The organism is Burkholderia sp. RS01, from assembly GCF_039748055.1.
Taxonomy (GTDB): Bacteria; Actinomycetota; Actinomycetes; order Actinomycetales; family Micrococcaceae; genus Arthrobacter.
The window spans coordinates 110777-130095 of sequence record NZ_JBDLAK010000015.1 but is presented as its reverse complement, the minus strand read 5'-3'; the positions used below and the strand labels follow the sequence as shown (position 1 = coordinate 130095).

Annotated in this window: 12 protein-coding genes, 1 tRNA gene and 1 pseudogene; 3 read left to right on the top strand and 11 right to left on the bottom strand. The window is 62.7% G+C overall.

Features of this window, described 5'->3' with window-relative positions:
- Together ABFP37_RS14985 and ABFP37_RS14980 are read left to right on the top strand one after the other, a co-directional pair.
- Positions 1–375: pseudogene (locus ABFP37_RS14985) on the top strand (5,10-methylene tetrahydromethanopterin reductase); the annotation flags it as partial.
- A 585-nt stretch (positions 376–960) separates the two neighbouring features.
- Positions 961–1254, top strand: coding sequence for a hypothetical protein (locus ABFP37_RS14980; RefSeq protein WP_347034037.1), 294 nt, complete (start codon positions 961–963; stop codon positions 1252–1254).
- A gap of 84 nt (positions 1255–1338) precedes the next feature.
- Here the strand turns inward: ABFP37_RS14980 and ABFP37_RS14975 are convergent, their stop codons facing one another.
- The 8 genes from ABFP37_RS14975 to ABFP37_RS14940 all read right to left on the bottom strand — a co-directional run bounded on the left by ABFP37_RS14975 (position 1339) and on the right by ABFP37_RS14940 (position 10491).
- Positions 1339–1635 (bottom strand): IclR family transcriptional regulator C-terminal domain-containing protein, encoded by a 297-nt coding sequence (locus tag ABFP37_RS14975; protein ID WP_347034036.1) that lies wholly within the window; start codon positions 1633–1635, stop codon positions 1339–1341.
- Positions 1636–2303: 668 nt separating this feature from the next.
- Positions 2304–3095, bottom strand: coding sequence for an IclR family transcriptional regulator (locus ABFP37_RS14970; protein ID WP_347034035.1), 792 nt, complete (start codon positions 3093–3095; stop codon positions 2304–2306).
- A gap of 332 nt (positions 3096–3427) precedes the next feature.
- Positions 3428–4939 carry an aldehyde dehydrogenase family protein gene (locus ABFP37_RS14965; RefSeq protein WP_347034034.1) on the bottom strand — a complete coding sequence of 504 codons (1512 nt, stop codon included), beginning with the start codon at positions 4937–4939 and terminating at the stop codon, positions 3428–3430.
- A complete protein-coding gene (locus tag ABFP37_RS14960; RefSeq protein ID WP_347034033.1) occupies positions 4929–5678 on the bottom strand; it encodes a class II aldolase/adducin family protein in 750 nt (249 codons plus the stop codon). The genes ABFP37_RS14965 and ABFP37_RS14960 overlap by 11 nt, the downstream gene beginning before the upstream one ends.
- A complete protein-coding gene (locus ABFP37_RS14955) occupies positions 5665–7449 on the bottom strand; it encodes a thiamine pyrophosphate-dependent enzyme (protein WP_347034032.1) in 1785 nt (594 codons plus the stop codon). Before ABFP37_RS14955 ends, ABFP37_RS14960 begins: the two co-directional genes overlap by 14 nt.
- Positions 7450–7460: 11 nt before the next feature.
- Positions 7461–8819, bottom strand: a complete 1359-nt coding sequence (locus ABFP37_RS14950; protein ID WP_347034031.1) for an SLC13 family permease — start codon at positions 8817–8819, stop codon at positions 7461–7463.
- Between the two features lie 479 nt (positions 8820–9298).
- Entirely contained in the window at positions 9299–9910 is a 612-nt protein-coding gene (locus ABFP37_RS14945; RefSeq protein ID WP_347034038.1) for a DUF4192 family protein, read from the bottom strand.
- A gap of 499 nt (positions 9911–10409) precedes the next feature.
- Positions 10410–10491: transfer RNA gene (locus ABFP37_RS14940), tRNA-Leu, on the bottom strand.
- Between the two features lie 206 nt (positions 10492–10697).
- On the opposite strand from ABFP37_RS14940, the gene ABFP37_RS14935 reads away from it, so the two are divergent.
- Positions 10698–11303, top strand: a complete 606-nt coding sequence (locus tag ABFP37_RS14935) for a response regulator (RefSeq protein ID WP_078029748.1) — start codon at positions 10698–10700, stop codon at positions 11301–11303.
- Between the two features lie 164 nt (positions 11304–11467).
- Here ABFP37_RS14935 and pyk read toward each other — a convergent pair whose 3' ends face one another.
- The 3 genes from pyk to gltB form a co-directional block, all read right to left on the bottom strand.
- Positions 11468–12958 (bottom strand): pyruvate kinase, encoded by a 1491-nt coding sequence (gene pyk, locus ABFP37_RS14930; RefSeq protein ID WP_078029747.1) that lies wholly within the window; start codon positions 12956–12958, stop codon positions 11468–11470.
- 73 nt (positions 12959–13031) lie between these two features.
- Positions 13032–14489, bottom strand: coding sequence for a glutamate synthase subunit beta (locus ABFP37_RS14925; RefSeq protein WP_347034030.1), 1458 nt, complete (start codon positions 14487–14489; stop codon positions 13032–13034).
- Entirely contained in the window at positions 14482–19098 is a 4617-nt protein-coding gene (gltB, locus tag ABFP37_RS14920; protein ID WP_078029745.1) for a glutamate synthase large subunit, read from the bottom strand. The genes ABFP37_RS14925 and gltB overlap by 8 nt, the downstream gene beginning before the upstream one ends.
- Positions 19099–19319 lie beyond the last annotated feature (221 nt).

The following is a 19319-nucleotide window of genomic DNA, read 5'->3' as shown; positions in this document are numbered from 1 at the left end:
CAGGCCATCGTCGGACTCGGCGGCCAGGTCTTCATGCACAAAAACTCCCAACAGGCACTACACGACTTCCGCCCCTACTTCGACAACTCCCCCGTCTACGGCGGCGGCCCCTCACTCGAAGAAATCACCAACCACACACCCCTCACCGTAGGCAGCCCCCAAGAAGTCATCGACAAAACCCTGACCTTCCGCGAAACCTTCGGAGACTACCAACGCCAACTCTTCTCCCTGGACATGGGCGGCATCCCCCTCAAAACCGCACTGGAACAACTCGACCACCTCGGCGAAATCCTCCCCACACTACGGCACGAATTCGCCGCCAACCGCCCCAAAGAAATACCCCCAGGCCCCACCCACCCCGCAACAACAACCTAAAACCCCAACAAAAAAGCCCGACCGGAAACCCGGCCGAGCTCATTTTGCATCTGGTGAGCTTGGAGACTCACGCCCCCGGCTGCGAACGGTGGCACTGCGATCCGGGCGGCGACAGGCCGGGCGCGCACTGCTCGGCTAAGACGCGTCTGGAGTAGCAGAAGCTAAGAGAGCAGAGTCAAGGCGTCGGGTCCATTTGGTTCGAAGCCCGTGTTCGGATTCAGGACGGACGACCCTGGCCAGACACTCCGCAGGTTGGTGGTCATGTCACTCCCGGAACTTTCCATCATGTGCAAGCGGGCCCAACGGAACGAGTTGTGACAAAGCCTGGAACGACGTCATCCACGACCTCGAACCCGACCAGCAAACGCAGCTGCTGGCCACGCTGGAACCGTGGAGACGAGCCTCGCCAAGACTGGCGCCGATGAAGGCTGACTCCGGCCTCCTGCGTCATCCAACAGTTTTCTGCAGCTAGGATGAGCCGTCCGGTGACCCACCGCAAAGGATCCGATACGTAACTGAACAAACAGGAACGGCTACCAGGACACGCAGCCAATCGAGAGCGGTCATAATTACGAGGAGGCATCGATGACTGAAAAACGGACGCCGGCCTCTTTCGTGGCAGGCACGCGCCCAGATTGGGCCCCGGGGGGCATCATGAAGCGCCGAGGTCCCGTCTCGCGGCAGCACAAGACAAGGCTGACCATCGTATCCGTCACGCTCACGCTCTACTTTGCGCTCTCACTCACGCGCGACTTGGCTGCAGGAAGCAACACCTGGGCTATCTACATTCCAGGTCTATTTACCAGTCTGGCCATGACCATCCTTGTTCAGCGGATCAGCACCGATGACGGTGACAATTCAAGCGACAGACCGAACTGACCAATTCGCAGTCGGTGTTGCAACGTCCAGGCGAAACCGCCGACACTCCTGACCGCACTCGAAACGGCCGGAGACGTTGTGGATTCACAGCCGCCCGGTCGTGAGCATGTGGCTGATCTGGTTTGCGGCGCCCACAACCCCGGCGGCGTGCTCCTCCACGTCGGAGGTGCTTGCGATTGCCACTACGGCGACGACATCACCGGACGGGTCGAAAACGGGGGCGCCGATGGCGTGGATTCCCTCAATCACTTCGCCGTGCGAGACAAGGTACCCCTGTTCCTTGATGTGCTCAAAGGCGCCAGTGTCGACAGCCTCCCCTGCGCGGTACAGGTACCGCCGCCGGGCCTCGGCCGGCAAGTGCGCAAGAACGAGTCGTCCCACCCCGCGTGAAAGTGGAATCCGCTGGGCGGTTGGAAAACTGACAGAGAGCCTGTCCTGGGGCGTGCAGACAAGTGCCGCTACGAGCGCATCTGATTGCCGAAGGTGCAAAAGCGCGGTCGTGTGCGTGTCCGCCATCAGCCCCTGAATAACAGGTTTTGCCAGCCGGGCTATGTCCAGGCGTTCACCGGCGACGTTGCCGAGCCAGGCCAATGTGAACCCGAGATCGTACTCCAAGGAGACCGGATCCCGGCGCAGAAGGCCAGCGGCCTCCAAGGAGGACAGAAGCCGTCCGACGTTCCGCCGCGGAAGACCCAAATCGCTAATGATCTCAGATAGTCGCATGGGACCGCGGCGGCCCAGGGCCGATTATCGATTCCTTCGAAGAAACCCACCCCGGCTTCGAGGAAGCACTGTTGGCCAAACACCCATTCGGCCGCCTCGGTGCGCCACGAAACGTTGCAGGGGCCGTCGCCTGACTCGGTTCTGACGCCGCCTCGTTCGCCACCGGGTCGTTGTTCAACATCGCCGGAGGCCATCTCGATATCTAGCGCCCCAGGTCGGACAGAGTAGGGCCCTAGGACCTTACTCTTTGTAGTGGCCCGCCGAACCGACGCACACAGGCGGCGATTTCTTGGAACTGGTCCGTTAGGGGTACCCGGGCCAGGAAATCAGACGAGGATCCGTTTCACCTGACCAGCAGCGTCCACGAGCAACTTCGCCAATTCCGTCGATAGCTGCTCGTTCATTCGATGTGCAGGTACTGACACGTTCAGCCCGTAAACGTTCCCGTCTGGACTGTTTACCGCAACACCCACCGAAGTGACACCGTCCTCGCTCTCCTCATGGCTGGAGGAATAACCAGCCTCCCTGATTTTGGCCAGCGACACTTCCAAAACCGTGCGTGAGGTGATGGAAGATCGGGTCAGTCCGGGAAGTTCTTCGTTTGGAAAGAGTCTGCGGAACGCCTCCGTCGACAACGTACTGAGCATCGCCTTTCCAGTTGCAGTGCAGTTGGCCGGCAAGAGCATCCCTTGACGGGAAGCCACCCGGACGGCCCGAGAGCTCTCTACGGCATCGAGGAAGTTGACGTTCGCACCATCAAGCTTCACGAAGTGGACCGTCTCGCCGGTTTCCAGATTGAGCCGCTCGAGCGTCGGGCGTACAAGTGAGCGGATGTCCACCTGCTTGCGGATGGCGAGGGCAATCGCACCAAGTGCTTGCCCAGGTTCGTAGGCTTTTGTCGCAGGGTTCTGCCGAATAAATCCACGGTACTGCAACATGCCCAGCAGCCTGTGCGCGGTTGATGAGGCAACGCCAAGGTAGTTGCTCGCATCCGTCAATCGAATACTTGGCCGATTCTCAAGCAGTCGCAAGAGACGCAGCGCATTGTCCACTGATTCAATCGGGTACTGCGGCGGAGGACCATACTCGTCGTCCGTGTCCGCTCCCTTTTTTGGCATGGACCCTATCGTACCGGCGGTGGACAAATCGGCCTCCTCACACTTGTAAGTCGAAGGGATCGTCAGTTGGCTGTCGTTCAGTGATATGCCCCTCCGGGCTTAATGCCATGGTGGCAGCCGAGTGGCGAAAGTTCGTCAAAGATCTGACGAACCAGCTGCCGATCCAATGGAGCGCAGGGACGAAGCGTAACCACGACGGCCTCCTGTGGGGGACCAAATACGTAAGATGGTCAGGTCTGCCGCAGGAGGCCGCTGAGGTATCTGCGATTCAGCCAGCTGATCAAGAACCCGCGCACCGTTCGGACGGTTAAGGGATTTCAATCATCCAGCACTCAAACATTTGACTGCTCCTTCCTTCGAATCATCGCGTTGATAACCTTTTCCTCCGTGTAGGAGAAAAGCTCCTCCATGGACTCTTCTTTTCCGCCCACCCCCGAGGCCTTGACACCCCCGTAGGGCACGTTTGGGAAGTGGGCCGACGAGCCGTTGATCCAAATGAATCCAGTCTCCAGGGTCCCGGCAACACGAAAAGCCCGATCTAGATCGTTGGTCCAGATCGCGCCCGTGAGTCCATACCGAACGCCGTTGGCGATCTCGACCGCTTCAGACTCAGTCTGGAACTTCAGCACAGAGAGCACAGGACCGAAGACTTCCTGTTGACCGATCCTTGCATTGGGGGTCACGCCGCTGAGTACGGTTGGTTCGAAATGGAAGGACTGAGTCCCCTCGGGAATGGACCCCCCCGTCACCAGGCTGGCACCTTCTTCAAGCGCCATTTGAACGAAGTCCGCTGTCTTTCGCTGTGCGGATTCGCTGACCATGGTCCCCTGGGTGGTGTCCTCCTCCAGCGGGTCACCCAGCCGAATATCGGCCACGACTTTGGCGATCTCGTCCAGAAGGTCATCATGGATGGACTCGTGCACCAGAAGTCTCGACGTCGAGCCACACGATTGCCCGGCCCACGTGAAGTTCATCCCGGCCACCGCTCCACGAGCGGCTTCCTTCAGGTCTGCATCCGGGAAGACGAGCATGGCGTTCTTCCCTCCCAGCTCAAGACTGACCTGCTTGACTCCGGTTTCGGCCGCAGCACGTTGAATAGCCCGACCAGTGGATTCCGAACCAATGAAGCCAATTCGCCGGACGTCTTCATGACGGACGAGCCTGTCAGGAACAGCCGAACCGTTTCCAACGACGATATTCAGGACTCCCCGCGGAAAGACTTCCCGGGCCAGTTCCCCCAGTCGAAGGGTCGACATAGGGCCGAGTTCCGGCGGCTTGATCACGCAGGGATTTCCCGCGACGAGCGGAGCCGCAACTCGGCACGCGAACATCAGCGGATGGTTGAACGGGAAAACCTTCGCGACCACGCCCACCGGCTCCCGAACCGTCAAATGCAAGGCATCCCCACCCGGGATGGTTTGCCCCTTGAGTTCCAGGGCAAGTCCTGCATACATCCTCATCTGGTTGACAGCTATTTTGACGTCGTTGCGCGCGTTCCCGATGGTCGACCCCACATCAAGGACATCAAGAAGCGCAAGCTCTTCCGCGTGCGCCTCCACAAGGTCAGCCAAAGCTCTGACACGCTCAACACGATCCGCGAGGTGTGTCGTCTTCCATGCCAATCGTGCCTTTGCCGCCGCAGCTACCGCTGCATCGACATCCTCCGGGGCTGCATCTGGAACCTTCGCAAGTGCTTGCCGGGTATAGGGGTCGAAGGTTTCGAACACCGCGCCCGACGAGGCCTCACGCAGGTCACCGTCAATAAGCATCCGAAACGGGCGCCCGAGCGTCTCAGCAATTTCCTGGGAGCGCCGGTCGCGCGCCGTTTCCAGTTCAGTCCTCATTCCCTACCTCCTCGGTTGCCTGCGCCCGCCAAACGCCCCAGGCCCTGAGAGCCTGCCCGCCAACAGACTGATCCGCGCTCTTGGCCTCGCCGTCACTGAGGAATCGCGGAGTCCCCAGAGCCGACGCTTCGAACTGTGTCCGCGCGTTTACCTCGGTATAGACCGCCCGGTACACGGCTTCGGGCAATGACGACCCAACGGCGATCGACCCGTGGCCACGCATGAGAGCCACGCTTCCTTCTCCAAGGACGCCAGCCAGTTGAGAGCCGAGCTGGCAATTGGTAATCAGCAGGTCGCTACTATTGCCGGCGAAATCACTGATCTCGAAAACCGGAGTTCGTTCCGGGTTCAGGAATCCTGCCATGTGGATCACCGGACGGAAGGGTGCTTCGACCACGCTGAACGGCACCACAGCTGGGGAATGGCTGTGCACCACGGACATCACGTCAGGACGTCTTCGATAGATCTCCGCGTGAATGAACCGTTCAAGGTAGGCCGGGCGATCATCGTCCAGCACAGCTCCCTCCAAGTCATGCACCATCAAGTCGTGGTGAGTGACGGACCCCGGAGCCAGATTTCGGGACAACAGGAACGTCGAAGCGCCTGGGGCCGACCGGGCACTCACATGACCGAATGCATCCAGGACACCCTGACGGACAAGTATCCGGTTTGCCGCCACCAAGTCGGTCTTCAGGCCGGCATCACGGGAATCACGTTTCTGGATTTCAGTTGTGGTCATTTTCATTCTTTCCTTTACTTTCTCGTACCAGTCCGGCCACCATCGCAGGGGCGTAACCGGGATCAATCACAACGTCCACGACGACGCTCGCTCCGGATTGAACCTCCGCCACGGCCTGCGCCAGGACATCGTTCAGTTCCTTGACGTCGGAAATGGGCCCGTAGCCCACCAGCCCCTGGGCCCGAGCCATACCCGCAAGATCCGGTGCCGGGTCGTCAATTTGCTGGCCAACCCACTTTCGGGACACGTCTCGGCTTCGAATGTTGGCTACTCGTTCCTGATGTATCACGTCGTTGAAGTAGGCCCTGTTGTTCGCGACGACAATGAGCATCGGAATCTTTTGGTTGGCAGCAGTCCACAGTGCCTGCACCCCCATCATGTAATCGCCGTCGCCGAGCACAGACACGGCTAGGCGGTCGGTTTCCTTGAGGGCAAGCGCGGCACCGACCGACATGCCCGGACCGGAACCGATCCCGCCCCCACCGTCATAGCCGAGGTAGGAAAGTGGGTGATCAAAGGCCCAGCTGTCACCATCCCAACCCAGAGGCAGCCTGGCGAATGTGGGGTTGGAACCGGCGAGGTTCAGCTGCAGAGCCGACGCGAGGATGGACAGTGTGATCGCTTCCGCATCAGTCGCCGGCAGGTTCAGCGTTTGAGATCGCCTGTCCAGGGCCTTCCCTGCGGGAAGCCGATCCAGCAGTGATTCGACGGCATCGTCGGGATCAGCAGGCAACCAAACAGTGGTCTCCGGGCGTGCCTGGTGGTCCTTACTCCATCCGTTGGCCAACAGTGGGTCGAGGGTGGCAGAAACCACAGGAACGTCTTGGACTTCCGCCTGCTTCAGAGTCCCGGCCAGGTCGATCCAGTTCAGATCGAGGACAAGGTCGGCATTCTGCAGGACGTCTTTCCCCTGACTGCTCAGGAAGAATCCCGGACCGTCCACATGGGCGGGGTGGGTCATCGGGAACATTGTCCCTGCCTTCAGGTCCGTGATGACCCGCGCACCCAGAGCCTCGGCCAGCTGAATCCGCCGCTGCCACGACGCCTCATCCCGCTTGCCGGGTCCAGCCAGAATGACAGGGTGTTTGGCGGTCGACAGCAAAGCGGCTGCTCGGTCCAGGGACTGCCGACTGGCCGAAGGTTGGTCCACACTTGGTCCACGTGACACGCTAGGCATCCGGACCGCATCCGTGAGACGTTCCTCTTGAACGGCCGCGTCCATCACCACGTATGTTGGCGCCTTCGGCGACGTGCGAGTGAAGTCCCAGGCTCGCGCCAGTGACTCAAGGGTAGCCGGCACCGAGGTGGGCGTGTCATCCCACTTAACGAAATTACGCACGATGGCCGGCTGGTCCGCAGAAGTGTGGATCCAATCGATCCACGGTCGTCTTGCGGCCGCATCGAGCGGCCCCGTGGCTCCAATGATCAACATGGGGGCACGATCGCACCACGCGTTGTAGATGGCCATGCTCGCATGCATGAGGCCGACATTGCTGTGCAGTGCCACGGCCATAGGCGTTCCCGTGATCTTCGACCACCCGTGGGCAATGGCAACGGCATGCTCCTCATGGAGGCAAACCAAGATCCCCGGAGCATCATCTCCCGCGTAATTCACCAAACTGTCATGAAGCCCTCGGAAGCTCGCACCAGGATTCAGTGCAATCCAGGGAATACCAGTCGCTTCCAGGAAGTCAACAACAGCATCGCTGCCCCACTCAGCGTTTCTTTTGGCGACATCATTTGTCGCAGAAACAGTCTCAACTTCATTCACGTTTTGTCTCCTCATCCCATTCCGGGAAGTATGAATAGCATGGTTACAATCGGGGCCGTGACAACCATGGCTGCCCCCCACCGGAGAAGACCGCGGTAAACCCGCTGGTGGTCTTCCGGATCTGCATTCGAAAGCGCGAGGGCGCCGATGGTGGAAAATGGTGTCGAATCAACCACTGTTGCGCTGATCGTCAAAGCTATGGTCAGGCCAATGACCGAAATGTCGCCGCTCACAAGGAAGGGCATCGCAAGAGGGATCAGCGCGGCAATGATGCCCGCGCTGGACGCGAATGCTGAAACCACTGCGCCAATCAAGCAGAGGATGAACGCGGTCAACAGTGGTGATCCAAGATTGTTGGCCAAGTTGCCCATGAAGTCGATGGTGCCCATTCCTTTGAGAACGCCAACGAACGCAACCACGCCCGTGATCAGAAGGACAACCCCCCACGCGATCTTCTTGGGAGCCTCGGCGAAGGACTTGGGTGCGGCCACCATCAAACCAACCGCTGCAGTCAAAGCCAATAGGCCAATGTCCGCCAAACCGAGCATGGCGACCGTCCCGACAACCAGGATGATCAACAACGTGATGCCACGAATGGGGGTGAATCTGATCGGCTCATCTGCGCCGTTGTCAGTGGCGGAAGTTCCGGAGTTGCTCACGTGAACGGGCCCGTCATCGCCAGCGCCCAAAGTGCCTGCCGACCCGCCTCGGACGGTCACCAACTCACGAGAGTTTACAGACAAGATTCGTGACGCGCGTTCCTCCTTGACGAGTCGGAGTCCGCCAAAGACCAGGTAAATCACCACACCGAGGATGACGTTGTACGAGGCGTTTGCCAGGAACAGAAGGATCGGCTGTGGTTCTAGACCGCCTCTTGTCAGGGTGCCGTTGACGGTTGCACCGAGCAGGTTGACCGGCGAGAAGTTTCCACATGATGCTCCGTGAAGAATCATCAGTGCCGCGAGCACCGGATTGATGCCGTGGCGCTTCGCCAGCCTCATGCCGATGGGCGCCACTAGGGCGACCACAGCCGGGGCGAGAGCGCCGACGCTGGTGACGATGCCGGCGATGGCGAACAAGAGCCACGGCATCAGAGACGCGCGCCCCCGCAGTACACGACTCAGCGCCTCAACAATCCACTCGATTGTTCCGTTCACTGTGGCGATACCGAACAGGAAAGTGACGCCTACTAGCAGAACAAACAAGTCACCCGGAAAAGCGTCGTAGAGGGCGTCGGCGCCATCTTCAGCGAAAAGCATCACCAGAATGCCACCACAAACCAATGCGATAGCTCCCAAGTTGATGCCCCGGGTAGTTCCTAAGATAAAGACGAGGGCGAGTAGCCCTATGCCGATTAGATGTAGTTCCATTATTTCCCAATCTTGAAATAGTCTTGAAAAACCACTTCCTACTGGCCTCTGCGAAGCCAACACGCTCAACAGCAGCCGCCGGGGAGTTTCAGTGACTGATGAAGGCGCCCGCAAACAAAGTGGCCAAGCACTCAATCACCCAGGCGTACAGCCCATCTGGAAACGGACGTCAATGTCCGCCCCCCTCACACCGTTACAAGCTGGTGACGTGCCTCACGTACGTGCCCAGTTAAGCACCATTTCTCACTGCTGTCCAGAGGATATTTCTTTCCTCCAGAAAACGGTTGGATTGTTGATACGCTCTCTGATGTGCGATGGCGCCGGGCACGCCCGCGCCTCCATCTGCTACGACAACCCCGCCGCCGCCGCCGGCAAGGCCGTCTGATCCCCGAGAAGAGCTTCAAGGTTCCTCCCGTCATGCATTGGGCCCGCATGCTACCGGCTGGACAGAGCGGGAAGCCCAGGACCAAAGGCCATCGTCAAGATCTGCCCTGCAAGCGCGGGTCAATTTCGGCGTCGGAAGGTGCCTCGGCGGAGCCGGCCGTCATGTCCGCTGCACCGCCGGACCGCATGGAGGAACGGGGAAACAACAAACAGGCCATATAGAACGAGGTGAAACGTGAGCAGAAGGCACGGCAACCGAAGAGCCCGTCAGTCGAAAGGGCGTCCGCGCCTTGCAAAATTACGGCGCCAACAGCATGGCCTGAAAAGGTGACTTTGGAGCTCCTGCACGAGTGCGATGCCAATCCATGCGTCCGGACAGTCGCGCGTGCCCAACACAGGAGCCGGTCGCGGATGGTCATGTCGCGTTCGGCCAGCGCGCAGGTCAGGGCTGCGATGGTTGCTGCGTGCGGTTTGGGCTGCCCGGGTTTCTGGGGCTCGGAGGTGTAGACGGCGAAGAGGACGCTGGCGGCGCTGGCGTCGTGGGCGAGGTAGTCGGCCACTGTGCGCGCGTATCTGAGTCCGCCCTCGCGGTTGGGGAGGTCGACTCTGAGGGTTGCACCGACGCGGTTGTTGTCCAGGTCCCACACACCTGCACTCTCTGTCGGACGCCAGCCACAGACACCTCCGGAAACGTTCCCGTTTGGCAGGAATGTCTAGGAAAGCTACGATCCGGGCCGCAAAGTCATGTCGCCGGCAACAGAGACCTGCATGAAGTGGTGAAGGCAGAACCATGAGGAAGGGATCAAAACGCGGGTCCAAAAGCCGGCCGTGGACAAGGTGTGGACATTGTCCACACACCCTTTGGCCGGACAAACTCACAATGAGCGGACTCTGCCTGGTTCGAAGAAAGCAGCTATCCGAGGAAGATCGTCGAAGAGAATTCGGCTTCGTCATGTCGTCACCACAACTCTTGGCCATGAATGAGTGAGGGCCAACACCTGGCCACCGGAACAGCCAGATAGGACGGCACATACCCTAGATTCCAGCAGGCGGAAGGCCCGCAAGCCAGGACCCTGGCCCGCCACCCCCACAACCGAATAGGCCGCCGCGGGCGCCAGGCACAGACCGCGGACGGCGTCAGAGGGACCCGCGGAGGGCCAATGTCCACACATTAAAGCAAAAACCCCTCTGACGAGGGGTTATGCGTGCCCGAGGTGGGACTCGAACCCACACACCTTTCGATACCGCATTTTGAGTGCGGCGCGTCTGCCAATTCCGCCACTCGGGCGCGGAGTACACGGAGTAACAATCGTAGGCTCACAACGTGATTGTGAGCAACGCAGCCACTTCCAGTGCGCGGATTTACTCTACATGCAGATAGGCTAAATTCCAGAATCGCGCCAGTGACGCCGCAACAAGCCATGCAGATCCAAGTACCGCCGCGGGCGCACCTAAGATAGTGATGTTCCCGCCGTACCTTTTCAAGGAGATCCCGTGTCAGAACCGACGGAGTCAAACACCACGTCCCAGCCGGCGCGCCGCGTCATTGTGGCCGAAGACGAAACCCTCATCCGCCTCGACATCATCGAAATCCTGCGGGGCGAGGGCTACGACGTCGTCGGCGAGGCTGACAACGGCGAGAAGGCCGTGCAGCTGGCCGAGGAGCTCAAGCCGGATCTCGTCCTCATGGACGTCAAGATGCCCGTCATGGACGGCATCACCGCCGCCGAGAAGATCGTCAAGGCCCGCATAGCCCCCGTGGTGCTGCTGACCGCCTTCAGCCAGAAGGAACTCGTGGAGCGCGCACGCGACGCCGGCGCCATGGCCTACGTCGTCAAGCCCTTCACGCCCGCGGACCTGATCCCGGCCCTGGAGATCGCCCTGTCCCGCCACGAGGAGATCAAGGCCCTTGAAAACGAGGTCACGGACCTGCAGGAGCAGTTCGCCACCCGCAAGCTCGTGGAACGCGCCAAGAGCCTGCTGACCACCAAGATGGGTCTCACCGAGCCCGAGGCCTTCCGCTGGATCCAGAAGACTTCCATGGACCGCCGCCTCAGCATGCGCGAAGTGGCCGAGACTATCATCAACCAGGTCAACTAACCTCAGGGCACCGGCAGGCCCCGTACGACGACGGGCTGCCGGGCCTCAAGGCTCCGGCACCGCCGGCCAGCACAACCAGAAAAAGACAAAAAGGAGGCTCCCCGCCAATTGGCGGGGAGCCTCCCTTTGTTCTGGGTGCGGCTACCGCCGCACCAGAGGACTTGCTAGGCCTTCTTCTTCTTTTCGGGCCAGGGTCCAACCTTTTCCTTGTTGCTGGCGGCTTCGCCAACGCGACCGGTGTCGGCCAGGTCCCCGACCTTGTGGACCTTCAGGGAGTTGGTGGAACCGGCCCTTCCGGGAGGGGAACCGGCGGCGATGACCACCAGGTCACCGTCTTCCACGATCCCCATGTCCAGGAGGCTGCGGTCCACCTGTGCGGTCATTTCATCCGTGTGGTCCACCATCGGCACGAGGACCGGCTGAATGCCCCAGGTCAGCGCGAGCTGGTTCCAGACGTGCTCCACCGGAGTGAACGCGAAGACCGGCTTGATCGGGCGGAGGCGCGACAGGCGGCGCGCGGAGTCACCGGACTGCGTGAACGCACAGATGTACTTCGCGTCCAGCTGGTCGGCGATTTCGACGGCGGCACGGGTGATGGCGCCACCGCGGGTCTTGGGCTTGGTGCCCAGCGGAGGAACGCGCTCAAGACCGTGGACTTCGGTGGATTCAATGATCCGGGCCATGACCTTGACCGTTTCGATCGGGTACTTGCCCACGCTGGTCTCGCCGGAAAGCATCACTGCGTCGGCGCCGTCGAGCACCGCGTTGGCGCAGTCGGAGGCCTCCGCGCGCGTGGGGCGCGGGTTGTCGATCATGGACTCGAGCACCTGGGTGGCAACGATGACCGGCTTGGCCCAGCGGCGGGCCAGTTCGATGGCGCGCTTCTGGACGATCGGAACCTCTTCGAGGGGAAGCTCCACACCAAGGTCGCCACGGGCCACCATGATGGCGTCGAAGGCGTCGATGATCTCGTGCAGCTGCTCCACGGCCTGCGGCTTTTCGATCTTGGCGATCACCGGCACGCGGCTGCCTTCTTCGTCCATGATTTCGTGGACGCGCTTGATGTCCGAGGCGTCCCGGACGAAGGAAAGAGCAACCATGTCCACGCCGCGGCGCATGGCCCAGCGGAGATCGTCCTCGTCCTTTTCGCTCAGGGCGGGAACGTTGACGGCAACGCCGGGCAGGTTAATGCCCTTGTTGTTGGAGACCATTCCACCGACTGTCACCTGGGCGACCACCTTGACGTCGTCGACCTCGATGGCGCGCAACGCCACCTTGCCGTCGTCGATCAGCAGCGCATCGCCGACATTGACGTCGTCGGTAAGGCTCTTGAGCGTGGTGGAGCAGATCTCCTTGGTGCCCGGCACATCTTCGGTGGTGATGGTGAAGATGTCGCCGACGAACAGTTCGTGCGGGCCGTCTACAAAGCGGCCAAGACGGATCTTGGGGCCCTGGAGGTCGGCCATGATGGCAACGGGCTTGGCCAGCTGCTTCGAGGCCTTACGGACGTTCTCGTAAGTGCCGTCATGCACGGAGTAGTCTCCGTGGCTCATGTTCATGCGGGCAACATCGACGCCGGCTTCAATAACTGCGAGGGTGTTCTCGAAGCTGGAAATGGCCGGTCCGAATGTTGCCACGATCTTAGCGCGTCTCATATACCTACCCTATTGGTGTGTTTCTGGTTTGGAGTTGTACCGCAGGTGAACATCCGTGGTCCCCCGTTTGTGACTACAGGACGGCAATGGCCCGATCCGTCGGGGCCACAGGAGCGGGAAGAATGGTGCTTCCCATCAGGAACTTGTCCACCGCCGCGGCGGCGGCCCGCCCTTCGGCAATGGCCCACACGATGAGCGACTGGCCGCGGCCGGCGTCACCGGCCACGAACACGCCTTCGGTGTTGGTCATGTAGTAGCCGTCGCGGGCCACGTTTCCGCGCCCGTCAAACTCGGCGCTGACCTGCTCGGAGATTCCGGCCGGTTCGGCTCCCGTGAAGCCCAGGGACAGGAACACCAGGTCAGCGGGAATGATCCGCTCCGTGCCGGCCTTCGGGAGGCGCTTGCCGTCAACGAATTCGGTCTCGGCCACCTTGACGCCGGTGAGCTTGCCGTTTTCGCCGACGAACTCAACGGTCGAGGCGAGGTAGGTGCGTTCACCGCCCTCTTCGTGGGCACTGGCCATTTCAAAGAGCGTGGGGAACGTCGGCCACGGCTGGTGGCCGGCGCGCTCCACGGGAGGCTGCTTGCCGATGGCGAGGGTGGTGACGGATGCCGCACCGTGGCGGTGCGCGGTGCCGAGGCAGTCGGCGCCGGTGTCGCCGCCGCCGAGGATCACCACGTGCTTGCCCTTGGCGTGGATCTGGTTCTCGACCGTCTCCCCCGCCACTACGCGGTTCGCCGGGACAAGGTAGTCCATGGCGAAGTGCACGCCCTCGAGCTCGCGGCCCGGGATCGGGAGGTCACGCGGAACGGTGGCGCCGGTGGCGATCACGACGGCGTCGTAACGCCGGCGCAGCTGCTCCCACGTCACATCCGTGCCGACGGCGACGCCGGTGCGGAAGCGGGTGCCTTCCGCCTTCATCTGCTCGAGTCGGCGGTCCACCTGCTCTTTCTCCATCTTAAAATCGGGGATGCCGTAGCGCAGCAGGCCACCGATCTTGTCGTCGCGCTCGTACACGGCCACGGTGTGGCCCACGCGGGTCAGCTGCTGGGCAACGGCCAGACCTGCGGGGCCGGAACCCACGACGGCGACCGTCTTGCCGGTCAGGCGCGCGGGCGGCAGCGGGTTGACCCAGCCGTTGTCGAAGGCCTCATCGATGATGGACACCTCAACCTGCTTGATGGTCACGGCGGGCTGGTTGATGCCCAGCACGCAGGACGCCTCGCAGGGTGCCGGGCACAGGCGGCCGGTCCATTCGGGGAAGTTGTTGGTGGCATGCAGCCGCTCAATCGCTTCCTCGCCCTTGTCCCGCCACATGAGGTCGTTCCACTCGGGAATCAGGTTCCCCAGCGGGCAGCCCTGGTGGCAGAACGGCACACCGCAGTCCATGCAGCGCCCGGCCTGGCTCTTGAGGACACCCTTTTCCTGGGCCTCGTAGACTTCCTTCCAGTCCATGATGCGGACGGGAACCGGGCGGCGTGGCTGGGTTTCACGCTGACGTACTTTCAGAAATCCGCGTGGATCAGCCACCGGTCACCTCCAGGATTCGAGACCAAACTTCTTCGCCGTCGGGGTCAAGGCCCTCTTCGATGGCGCTCAGACGGGTTTGCAGGACGGCCGCGTAATCGCGCGGCAGCACTTTGGTAATGCGGGCAGCGGTGTCGTCGAAGTTCTCGAGCAGACGCGCGGCCAGCTGGGATTCGGTTTCCTCGACATGCTTGACCAGCAGGCCGTGGACGATGTCGCGGTCCTCGGCATCCAGCTCCTGGAGCTGGAGTTCGCCGGATTCCAGCGCCTGCTTGTTCACGCGGGTGATCCGCAGGTCCAGCACGTACGCCGTTCCGCCGGACATGCCCGCACCGAAGTTGCGTCCGGTCCGGCCGATGATGAGCGTCTGGCCGCCGGTCATGTACTCGCAGCCGTGGTCGCCGATGCCCTCGACAACCGCCGTGGCGCCGGAGTTGCGGACCAGGAAGCGTTCGCCCACCTGGCCGCGCAGGAACATCTCGCCGCTGGTGGCGCCGTAGCCGATCACGTTTCCGGCGATCACGTTGCTCTCGGCCTGGAACACGTTGGTGCGGTCCGGCCGGACGATGATGCGGCCGCCGGAGAGGCCCTTGCCCACGTAGTCGTTGGAGTCGCCGTACATGCGCAGGGTGATGCCGGCGGGCAGGAAGGCGCCCAGCGACTGGCCCGCGGTGCCGGTCAGCGTGATGTCGATCGTGTCCGTTGCCAGCACGTCGGTGCTGAACGTCTTGGTCACGACGTGGCCCAGCATGGTGCCGACGGAGCGGTCCGTGTTGATGACGTCCACGGCGATCTTCACCGGGCTGCGGTCGGTCAGCGCCTCGGCGGCCATGGTGATGAGCCGCTGGTCGAAGTGCTTGTCCAGCTCGTGGTTCTGGCCGGTCAGGTTGCGCAGCGGGGCGTCATCGTCGAACTCCAGCCCGTGCAGGATGGGGTCGAGGTCCAGGCCTTCGGCCTTCCAGTGGTTGATCGCCTCGCGGGTGTCGAGCGCTTCCGCGTGGCCGATCGCCTCTTCGATGCTCCGGAAGCCAAGTTCCGCGAGGATTTCGCGGACTTCCTCGGCCAGGAATTCGAAGAAGTTGACCACGAACTCGGGCTTGCCGCTGAAGCGGGCCCGCAGTTCGGGGTTCTGCGTGGCGACGCCCACCGGGCAGGTGTCCAGGTGGCAGACGCGCATCATGATGCAGCCCTCCACCACCAGCGGTGCCGTGGCGAAGCCGAATTCCTCGCCGCCGAGCAGCGCGGCAATGACGACGTCGCGGCCGGTCTTGAGCTGGCCGTCGACCTGGACCACCACACGGTCGCGCAGGCCGTTGAGCATCAGGGTCTGCTGGGTCTCTGCGAGCCCCAGCTCCCACGGGACGCCGGCGTGTTTGAGCGAGTTCAGCGGCGAGGCGCCGGTTCCGCCGTCGTGCCCGGAAACGAGCACGACGTCGGCCTTCGCCTTGGTGACACCGGCGGCAACTGTGCCGATGCCCACCTCGGAAACGAGCTTGACGTGAACGCGGGCCGAGGGATTGGCGCGCTTGGCATCGTAGATCAGCTGCGCGAGGTCCTCGATGGAGTAGATGTCGTGGTGCGGGGGCGGCGAGATGAGTCCGACGCCGGGCGTTGAGTGGCGCGTGCGGGCAACCCAGGGGTAGACCTTCTGGGCCATCAGCTGGCCGCCCTCGCCGGGCTTGGCGCCCTGGGCCATCTTGATCTGGATGTCGTCAGCGTTGGTCAGGTACAGGCTGGTGACGCCGAACCGGCCGGAGGCGATCTGCTTGACAGCGGAACGGCGCTCCGGATCCAGGAGGCGGTCCACGTCCTCGCCTCCTTCGCCGGTGTTGGACTTGCCGCCCAGCCGGTTCATGGCGATGGCGAGCGTCTCGTGGGCTTCCTTGGAGATGGAGCCGTAGCTCATCGCGCCCGTGGAGAACCGCTTGACGATGCTGGAGATCGGCTCCACTTCCTCGAGCGGCACGGCAGGACGCAGGCCGTCCTTGAACTTGAGGAGCCCGCGCAGGGTCATCAGGTTCTCAGACTGGTCATCAACGCCCTTGGTGTAGGCCTTGAAGATGTCGTAGCGGCGCTCGCGCGTGGCGTGCTGCAGCCGGAAGACGGTCTCCGGGTTGAAGAGGTGCGGTTCGCCGTCGCGGCGCCACTGGTACTCGCCGCCGCCCAGCAGCGGGCGGTGCGGCTGCTCGATACCGCCCTCGGGGTAGGCCATCTGGTGCCGAGCGGAAACCTCTGCCGCGATGACGTCCAGCCCCACGCCGCCCAGCTGGGAGTGCGTGCCGGCGAAGAATTCGTCCACGAGCTCCTGGCCGAGGCCAAGCGCTTCGAAGGTCTGCGCGCCGGTGTAGGACGCCACGGTGGAGATGCCCATCTTGGACATGATCTTCAGGACGCCCTTGCCGAGGCCCTTGATCAGGTTGTACACGCCGTCCTGCGGGGTGACGCCCACGACGTCGCCGGCGGCGATGAGCTGCTCCACGGATTCCATGGCCAGGTACGGGTTGACGGCGGACGCGCCGTAGCCCACGAGCACCGCCACGTGGTGCGTCTCGCGGACGTCGCCGGCCTCGACCACCAGGGCCGTCTTGGTGCGGTTGGCGCTGCGCAGCAGGTGGTGGTGCACGGCGCTGACCAGCAGTAGCGACGGGATGGGCGCCCACTGGGCGTTGGAGTCGCGGTCGGACAGCACCACGTACTGCACGCCGCGGTTGATGGCGCCGGAAACCTGCTCGCAGATCTCGGTCAGCCGGGCGCGGAGGGCGTTCTCGCCGCCTTCGGGGCGGTAGAGGCCGCGGACCTTCATGGCGATCCTGTCGCCGTCCGGGCTTTCGATGTTGGCGATCTTGGCGAGCTGGTCGTTGTTGATCACCGGGAACGGCAGCGAAACCTGCGGCTGGCGCACCTGCTTGGTGTCCAGCAGGTTACCGTTTGGACCGATGGCGCACATCAGGGATGTGACCAGCTCTTCGCGGATGGCGTCGAGCGGCGGGTTGGTCACCTGAGCGAAGGACTGCACAAAGTAGTCGAAGAGGAGCCGGGGGCGCTTGGACAGCACGGCCACGGGGGTATCGGAACCCATGGCGCCGAGGGGCTCGGCACCGGTGCGCGCCATCGGACCCAGCAGGATCTTGAGCTCTTCGGTGGTGTAGCCGAAGGTCCGCTGGCGGATGTTCACGGACGCGGCCGTGTGCACCACGTGCTCGCGCTCGGGCAGATCGTTGAGGTCGATCAGGTTGTCCTTGACCCACTCCGCCCACGGGTTGGAGGCGGCGACTTCGGCCTTGACCTCTTCATCGTCGATGATCCGGCCGGCCTCGGTGTCCACGAGGAACATCTTGCCCGGCGAAACCCGGCCCTTCTTGACCACCTTGGAGGGTTCGACGTCGATGACGCCCACCTCGGAGGCGAACACGACGAGGCCGTCTTCGGTGATCCAGTAGCGGCCCGGGCGCAGGCCGTTGCGGTCCAGGGTGGCGCCGACCAGGTTGCCGTCGGTGAACGACACAGCGGCCGGCCCGTCCCATGGTTCCATCAGCAGGGAGTGGTATTCGTAGAACGCGCGGCGGGCCGGATCCATGGTGGCGTGGTTTTCCCACGCCTCGGGGATCATCATCATGATCGAGTGCGTGATGGGGCGGCCGGACAGCCACAGCAGCTCAGCCACTTCGTCGAAGGACGCCGAGTCCGACGCACCGGGGGTGCAGATCGGGAACAGCTCTTCCGGGGACTGGCCCAGGAGCGGGTTGGCGAGCTGCGACTGGCGGGCGCGCATCCAGTTCCGGTTGCCCTTGACCGTGTTGATTTCACCGTTGTGGGCGATGGTGCGGAACGGCTGCGCCAGGGGCCACGACGGGAAGGTGTTGGTGGAGAACCGCGAGTGGACGATCGCCAGCTTGGTCTTGAAGCGCTTGTCGGAGAGGTCCGGGTAGAACGGCTCAAGCTGGGCCGTGGTCAGCATGCCCTTGTACACGATGGTCCGTGAGGACAGCGAGGGGAAGTAGACGCCGTACTTGTTCTGCGCGCGCTTGCGGATCCGCCAGGCCCGGGAGTCGAGCTCGTTGCGCTCCAGCTGCTCTCCGGTGGACGAGGCAAAGAACGGCTGCGAGAAGTACGGCATGCAGGCGCGGGCCATGGCTCCCACGAGGTCGGCCACGACAGGCACTTCGCGCCAGCCCAGGACGGTGAGGCCTTCGTCGGCGGCGAGGCCTTCGATGCCTGCCTTCGCGGCATCGGCTTCACGCTGCTCGGCGGGGAGGAAGGCGGTGCCCACAACGTACTGCCCGGGTGCCGGGAGTTCGAATTCGGTGACGGCACGGAAGAACTCGTCCGGTACTTGCATCAGCAGGCCGGCGCCGTCGCCCGTTCCCTCATCGGCGCCCACGGCACCGCGGTGCTCGAGGTTGCGCAGGGCGGTGAGGGCGGCATCGACAATGTCGTACCCGGGTTCGCCGCGCAGGGTGGCGATGATCGCAAGACCGCAGGCGTCCTTCTCCTGCTCCGGGTTGTAGAGCCCGGCTGCCTCGGGGAGCGCCGCGAACCGCTTAAACGGTGACATGGCGGCGTCCGGCTGGTTCGCTTCGGACCAGCTGGGGCTGTGAAGAGTTTGGGTCATGGGAGACGTCCTTCCTCCTGATCGTGCGTATGGAAGGGACAACGTTGGCCCCACTCAGAGCGCCGCTGTGATGGGCACAACAAAGTGTGTTACTTAGTGGAAATTGTAGGGCAGGGAGACCTGCTGAACTAACAGTTACGCAGGTTCCCGGCCCGGGCTTGACCGGACAGCAGCTCTATGCTGCCCGGTGGTGGGCCCTGATGCCACGACGCTGTGGTGGT